At 43.0% G+C, this 6,779-nt stretch carries 7 protein-coding genes; all 7 read right to left on the bottom strand.

Going from position 1 to position 6,779, the window contains the following annotated elements:
- Window positions 1–286: DUF2947 family protein (locus B7C60_RS18385; protein ID WP_245868898.1), on the bottom strand; the 286-nt coding region annotated here is incomplete at its 3' end.
- A gap of 54 nt (window positions 287–340) precedes the next feature.
- On the bottom strand, window positions 341–922 hold the full coding sequence (gene rimJ / locus B7C60_RS07975; protein WP_099611195.1) for a ribosomal protein S5-alanine N-acetyltransferase: 582 nt from the start codon (window positions 920–922) through the stop codon (window positions 341–343).
- Window positions 922–2,466, bottom strand: coding sequence for a transcriptional regulator TyrR (gene tyrR / locus B7C60_RS07970; RefSeq protein WP_099611194.1), 1,545 nt, complete (start codon window positions 2,464–2,466; stop codon window positions 922–924). Before tyrR ends, rimJ begins: the two co-directional genes overlap by 1 nt.
- Before the next feature lie 321 nt (window positions 2,467–2,787).
- Complete coding sequence (locus B7C60_RS07965; RefSeq protein WP_099611193.1) at window positions 2,788–3,810, bottom strand: YcjF family protein; 1,023 nt, start codon at window positions 3,808–3,810, stop codon at window positions 2,788–2,790.
- A complete protein-coding gene (locus tag B7C60_RS07960; RefSeq protein ID WP_099611192.1) occupies window positions 3,807–5,186 on the bottom strand; it encodes a YcjX family GTP-binding protein in 1,380 nt (459 codons plus the stop codon). The genes B7C60_RS07965 and B7C60_RS07960 overlap by 4 nt, the downstream gene beginning before the upstream one ends.
- A gap of 214 nt (window positions 5,187–5,400) precedes the next feature.
- Window positions 5,401–5,586, bottom strand: coding sequence for a hypothetical protein (locus tag B7C60_RS07955; RefSeq protein ID WP_099611191.1), 186 nt, complete (start codon window positions 5,584–5,586; stop codon window positions 5,401–5,403).
- Window positions 5,587–5,721: 135 nt separating this feature from the next.
- Window positions 5,722–6,779 (bottom strand): FumA C-terminus/TtdB family hydratase beta subunit (locus B7C60_RS07950; protein WP_245868896.1); only part of this gene is annotated, 1,058 nt, incomplete at its 5' end.

Raw genomic sequence — 6,779 nt, 5'->3', positions numbered from 1 at the left:
GCCAATTTATATACGTTAAAATTGCTTGTGGCAGTGAGTCTTCATCACTTTCCCATTCACTGATCCAATCGACTTGCTCTATCCAATGGCCCGGTTTACTTGGCCAATCTTGAGAGCTAAACCGATCAGCATCAGGGCTTTGCGCACTGATATTTTCTTGCCAAAACTGGGCCGAACGCATGGCAGTCATTGGCTTGATCTGAGCTAAGTCTTCCGCAGGTATCGGCATTGACTGATGAGTAAAAATCCATTTTCTTGGGTATTGTTCCAAAGGCAAATACGACATGAAATGTCCTTAGACGTTGGTCCAATCAACATTGATCGGAGAGTAAATAAAGAGTTATTTTGCTAAATTGGATGTCCAATGCGTATTAACTAATGAAGTGAGTACATGATCTTGCCATTGTCCATCAATCAACAGGTAATCTTTCGCCACGCCTTCACGAACAAACCCGAGTCGCTCCAAAACAGCGGCACTACGAACATTATGTGGCATATAGGCCGCCATAATTCGGTGCATATGTTGTTCTTCAAACAAATATTGGCATGCCATCGCCAATGCTCGAGTCATGATGTAACGCCCCTGAACATCTTCAGCTAATGAGTACCCAACATGACAGGCATAAAAAGGGAAACGGGTTAAATTACTAAATGAAATGGTCCCCAGCATGGTTTGATTTTTGGCATCCATAATCAGTAAATAATAACCCAACGCAAGCTTATGTAATTCATCCAACTTCATCAGCTTTTTCTGCCATCCACTGACCTGAAAAAACGCATCGTCTCGTTTGGGCTCCCATGGTTTGAGGTACTCACGGTTGACGGTAAAATATTGCACGATCATCAATGCATCTTCTCGTCTTGCGGTTCTTACAACAATTTCACCATCCGTTTGATAAACAGAATAAAATGGCACATTCATCAACGTTTCCTTATCCCATAATCACGTAATTTATTAGCAATTGAGGTATGAGAGACATTTAGCCGTTTAGCTAATTTCCGGCTAGAAGGAAAAGATTGGTATAGCTTGTCCAGTATTTGTGCTTCATACTCTTTCATGATTTCATCAAGTGAACCGTCTAGATTGACACTAGCTAGGCCAGTTGCATTCGCTTCCCATGGGGGGAGATGAAAATAGTCAACCCGTAAAAGGTTATCGGGCATTTCGGTCAAAGCACGTAACACCATATTATCCAATTGACGCATATTCCCCGGCCAAGGATAATGGATCAGTTGCTCTAAGAGATCTTCAGCCAATTGAGGTTTAGCCATTGCTAATTTTTGCGTATGTTTGGCAATAAACAGCTCTAATAATGGCTGGATGTCACTCGGCCGCTCACGCAACGGAGGAATCCGCACGCTCAGCACGTTTAAGCGATAAAATAGGTCTTCTCGAAATTGTCCCGATTCGGCAAGCGTCGCAAGATGGTGACGAGTCGACGCAATAACGCGAACATCAACATGCATTTCATGCTCTTCACCAACCCGACGAAACGTGCCATCTTGTAAAAAACGCAGTAGTTTAATCTGCAGATGTGGGCTCATTTCACCAATTTCATCAAGAAATACAGTTCCACCGTTGGCTTGTTCAAAAATACCTTTGTGCCCCTGTTGATGGTTGAATGAACCGGGGGCATGCCCAAAAAGTTCTGTTTCAGCAGCATCATCTGGCATAGAAGCACAACTCAACACTAAGAAAGGCAAATTAGAACGATGTGAACGGTGATGACAAGCCCGGGCTAGCATCTCTTTCCCAGTTCCTGTTTCCCCTTCGATGAGAAGCGGCTGATCCAACATGGCTAATTTTTTCGCATGATTTATCAGTGATTTATGACGATTCGACACCCCTACAAAGTGTTCAAAACCTAAGTTATTATGCTCAGAAATGCTCATATCTTGTTGCAATGAAGCGAGCTGAGCACGTAAGATCATCATGCCGCTAGCCAATGTCGATTGCGCGGATTCATCACGAATATAAACTGGCATTAACTCCATCCGGTAGTCTAGACCGTCAATGACTAGCTCTTCTCGTATGCGAGCTTTGCTACCTTCGACCCAGCGCGAAAAGTTGAAGGCAGGCAGTAATTGGGTGATTGGTCGGCCAATCATTTCATGACGTTTTTTATTAAATAGAGTTAAAGCACTTTGATTCGCCATATCAATAGCGCCTTTTAAATCGATAGCTAATACCGCATCAGGGAGGTTATTAAGCAATGATATCAATTCCGTATTATGTCTCTCCATCGGCATAAACTGGATTTTACGGACATCTTTTACCCCTGCAATACGGCGAATTTCGGCCATAAGCTCACTAAAAGTATCAAAATCAATATCCGGGCAGTTCAGGTAAATAATGCCAACCACATCGATTTCGATCCCTCGAAGATCGATGTTTTTAGAGGCGAGAATATCAAGCAGCTCTCGGGTTAACCCAAGTCTGTCTTCACAAATGACTTCAAGGCGCACTGAATTGTATCCTAGTCAGAAAGTGTCACGAAAAGTTGACACTAGTGTCTATCAAGGCATAAAAAGGGTCAAGTAATTCTCAGTAAAATTATTAGAGAAGCCGATCTGAAAAATCGACGATACCCAAACAACTTGGCGTTGCTGGTAGGCAGCAAGTGAGTGACAAATTTATCTGGAACAAATTTGAACAGCCGTAGGCTGGCCTTTGGTGAGAGCCACAGATGGCTCTCATCATCTCCATGAGCATAGTTAGGCTATGTGATTGGGGTGAACGAACGTAGCCAACACCCCCTGCAGCTTCCAGTAGGAAGGGGATACTGGCTATTTAGTTACTAACTTCGTTATCTTTGCCATAATTTGTTGGCGAATTTCACGCAATTTTACCGCCCGCTCTGGTTGCCAAGGCAAAGGACGAAGCAAAGCCATGGCTTTTAACCCTAATCGAGCCGTCAATAACCCAACCCCAATCCCTTGTCCAATTCGCGCCGATATTTTTTTAGTTAAATCCATGGATAACATATCCATGCTGCTATCAATTGCCATTTCACTGGCTCCGGCTAACGCCATATTAATCAATACGGTTTTAAATAGCTGTAAGCGCGACCAGTAACCAAGCTCAATGCCATACACACTCGCGAGTTGCTCTATCATGGTCAAGTTACGCCAAGCAACAAACAACATATCAATTAACGCCAATGGACTGACGGCAACAAATACAGCCGCCTCGCTTGCATGGCGTGAAACAATCTGAGTAGCTTTTTTATCTTGCTCACTGATCACCATTGCATCGTAAAGCTGAATAATATCCGCATCACTATGGCTGCTATTGACGCTAGTTTGCCAGCGCTGATAAGCCACACTCTGCTGATTGATCTGTGCATGCTGAGCTAACATTTCACAAAATGGGCCCCCTTGACCAACAGCATCTTGCAAAATAAGATTTTCAGCCTGTTCTTGCACAGAAAAATGCTGACGAAGTTTACGTAGTTTCCAAAGTTCTTTCGCAATACTAGTTATGCCGAATCCTGCTAACCCAGTTAAAAAACCACCCCATGCTAAATTAAGCCAGTTAGCAGCTTGAAACGATGACCAGATAAAATCGATGGCTTGCCAGCCAATTAAACCCGAAAATAAAATAAACAAGCTAACGATCACCCTTTTTCTTCTGTGAGAAGGGCGAATGAGTTGTTCAAGTTTAACTTCTACCTCCCCTTCTTCTTCAACCATCACTTCAGGTATAAACCGCTCTTGCTCGGCAAAAGCAATTTTACGGGTTAGTGTTTCTGTCATTTCATCCTGTTTAAGGGACTGTTGAAAGACCTGCTTACTTTTTAAATCACTCATTTCAGCTTGTCTCCTAACAAAATTTCTAATGCTTTATCCATCCGGATATGCTGGCAAGGTTGATCGGCATCTGTCGACATGGGACGAAAATCAACAAAATCAAACTGATGTTGATGCCAATAATTCGGTTGAGGTAATTTTTTAGGCACTTCACCGGGGAAAAGTGTGATACTTTCTCCCGCCAAATTGGTACCTTGAATCGCCGCTGATTTTATCTGATTTGTTTCAATATAGCCGGAACAAGTCGCTCTAATTGAAGCCAGACTGATACAGCTCATAGTGATATTTTCATACGCAGCATACTGCCATGCCGGATGAATCATTTGTTGCAATAGTGAAACCATGTTGGGATGTTGATCTGGCGTAACATGATCTGCCTTAGTAGCCGCAAACAGAATTTTATCAATTTTAGGCGCAAATAAACGATGAAGCAGTCCGTTTCGACCATAACGAAAGCTGTGCATTATTTGCTCGATCGCTCCACGCATATCCATAAAAGATTCATATCCAGCATTCAACGGTGATAAGCAATCTACCAACACAATTTGTCGGTCAAAAGTAGAGAAATGATGCTTATAAAATGCCTTAACAACTTTATTTTTATACTCTTGGTAGCGGATATTAAGCAATTCTAACATGGAATTTTTAACCGGTATCTCTTCCTCTTCAGTCATCTGACAGGGAAAAAATTGCAAAACAGGAGCTCCAGCTAACTCTCCCGGTAAGACAAAACGCCCCGGCTGAACCCAATGTAATCCTTGCAGCTTACATTGATGGAGGTAATCGGTATATAACGAAGCAATATGCGCTAGCGTTTTTTCATCCGCTTCCTGATTCAGATCCAATGCCTCAAGTTCACGCAACCATGGTTTGGCTAATTCGGCTCGAATGCCGTGCAGCGCATTCATTTGCAGCTTAGACCATGTTATAAAATCCATATCTAATAGCGGCAAGTCCAGTAACCATTCCCCCGGATAATCCACAATATCAAGATAGAGGGTACTAGTACCGCTTAATAATCGCTTGCTGCGTTTTTCTGAACGATATTTAATCGCTAAGCGTATTTCACTGACATCACGCGTCGGAACCGGCCACCTCGCAGGGGATTGCTGAAGTTGTTCCATCGCCTCATCATAACTAAAACGAGGAACCATTAAGTTACTTTGTGGTACACGCTTAGCACCAATAATACGTTTGTCTCTCACCGCTGAAAATAGAGGCAGTTGCTCATGGGTAGAAATGTGCAGTAATTGGTTAACTAACGAACTAATAAATGCCGTTTTACCCGCTCGAGACAGCCCCGTTACGGCCAAGCGCACATGGGAATCCAATCCTCGATGGATCAGATCACTGACTTCTTGAGCAATGTGCTTCATGAATAACTCCCACCTTGTTCCGATATTTGCTTGTTAGAAACGATCATTAGAGACGATAAAAAGATAACTAAACAAAGATAAGTAAACTTAGTAAAAAAACTACCGCACCTTAAGCCCAACAAGAACGATATTGCGGGTAACAATCGCTCGAAAACGTTGAATACTCGAAAACGATTACTACGAGATAAAAACGATGAAACTGTCACCAACAAAATTAATCGTCTTCAATTAATTTATAAATCACAAACAAGCTCACCTGTAATAAAACAAATAGCACACTAGAAATAATGACGTATTTATTATCAAACAGACCAACTCCGTGAAGAATGAGGTCATACATTAGAAAAACGCCAATGATAATCGCTATCAACATTTGCAAAAAACGGATAAATCGCGGCATGTTCTTCTCCTGAAAATTCAATGAGTTGTTTTAGGGTTAACAGCCCCTAGTATATACTCAACAGGCCTTAGTACACAAAAGGTGCAGCTATTGCTACACCTTTTGTTGTTCTTACGCTTTAAAAGTAACTAAACATTACTGAGCCGTTTGCGCAATTTTGACTCGCCAAGTATCTGGGCCAATCTGATGTGCATTTGCTCCTGTTGAGTCGACGGCCACAGTGACAGGCATGTCTTCAACTTCAAATTCATAGATTGCTTCCATACCCAAATCTTCAAACGCAACGACACGGGCCTTCTTAATGGCTTTCGCTACTAAGTAAGCAGCCCCACCTACCGCCATCAGATACACGGCTTTATTTTTCTTAATAGACTCAACCGTTGCAGGCCCACGCTCTGCTTTACCAATCATGCCCATCACACCGACATCTTCTAACATCATGTCGGTAAACTTATCCATTCGAGTCGAGGTTGTCGGGCCTGCGGGTCCAACAACTTCATCACCGACGGCATCAACCGGGCCTACGTAGTAGATAAATTTCCCTTTTAGATCGACCCCTTCTGGTAAGCTCTCGCCATTTTGCAACATGGTTTGAATGCGCTTATGAGCCGCATCCCGGCCAGTAAGAATTTTACCTGACAGCAGCACGGTTTCTCCCGTTCTCCATGTTTCGATCTCTTGTTGTGTGACAGTATCCAAGTTCACTCGACGGGTATTTTCCCCCGCTTCCCAAGTAATTTCTGGCCAATCTTCTAACTTAGGAGGGGTTAATTCTGCCGGGCCTGAGCCATCTAGCGTAAAGTGTACATGGCGAGTCGCCGCACAGTTAGGGATCAAGCAAACGGGTTTTGAAGCCGCATGAGTTGGCGCGGTTTTAATTTTTACATCAACAACGGTTGTTAAACCACCTAGCCCTTGTGCACCAATGCCCAGCTTATTTACTCGGTTAAAGATGTCTAACCGAAGCTCTTCTTCAGCATTTTGTGGGCCACGCTTAATTAACTCTTGGATATCAATGTGTTCCATCAAAGATTCTTTGGCTAAAACGGCTGCTTTTTCTGCCGTTCCTCCAATACCAATCCCTAACATTCCGGGAGGGCACCAACCCGCCCCCATGGCAGGTAATGTTTTTTCTACCCATTCAGCAATATCATCCGACGGGTTTAGCATTGCCATTTTCGTTTTATTTTCAC

It is taken from the genome of Vibrio fujianensis (assembly GCF_002749895.1).
GTDB lineage: Bacteria > Pseudomonadota > Gammaproteobacteria > Enterobacterales > Vibrionaceae > Vibrio > Vibrio fujianensis.
The sequence above is the reverse complement of the archived record's forward strand: the minus strand, read 5'-3'. Positions and strand labels throughout refer to the sequence as shown.

Excerpts from the sequence above, each read along its gene's own strand:
- rimJ (WP_099611195.1), bottom strand. The coding sequence starts at position 922 with ATGAATGTGCCATTTTATTCTGTTTATCAAACGGATGGTGAAATTGTT.
- B7C60_RS07965 (WP_099611193.1), bottom strand. The coding sequence starts at position 3,810 with ATGAGTGATTTAAAAAGTAAGCAGGTCTTTCAACAGTCCCTTAAACAG.
- B7C60_RS07960 (WP_099611192.1), bottom strand. The coding sequence starts at position 5,186 with ATGAAGCACATTGCTCAAGAAGTCAGTGATCTGATCCATCGAGGATTG.
- B7C60_RS07955 (WP_099611191.1), bottom strand. The coding sequence starts at position 5,586 with ATGCCGCGATTTATCCGTTTTTTGCAAATGTTGATAGCGATTATCATT.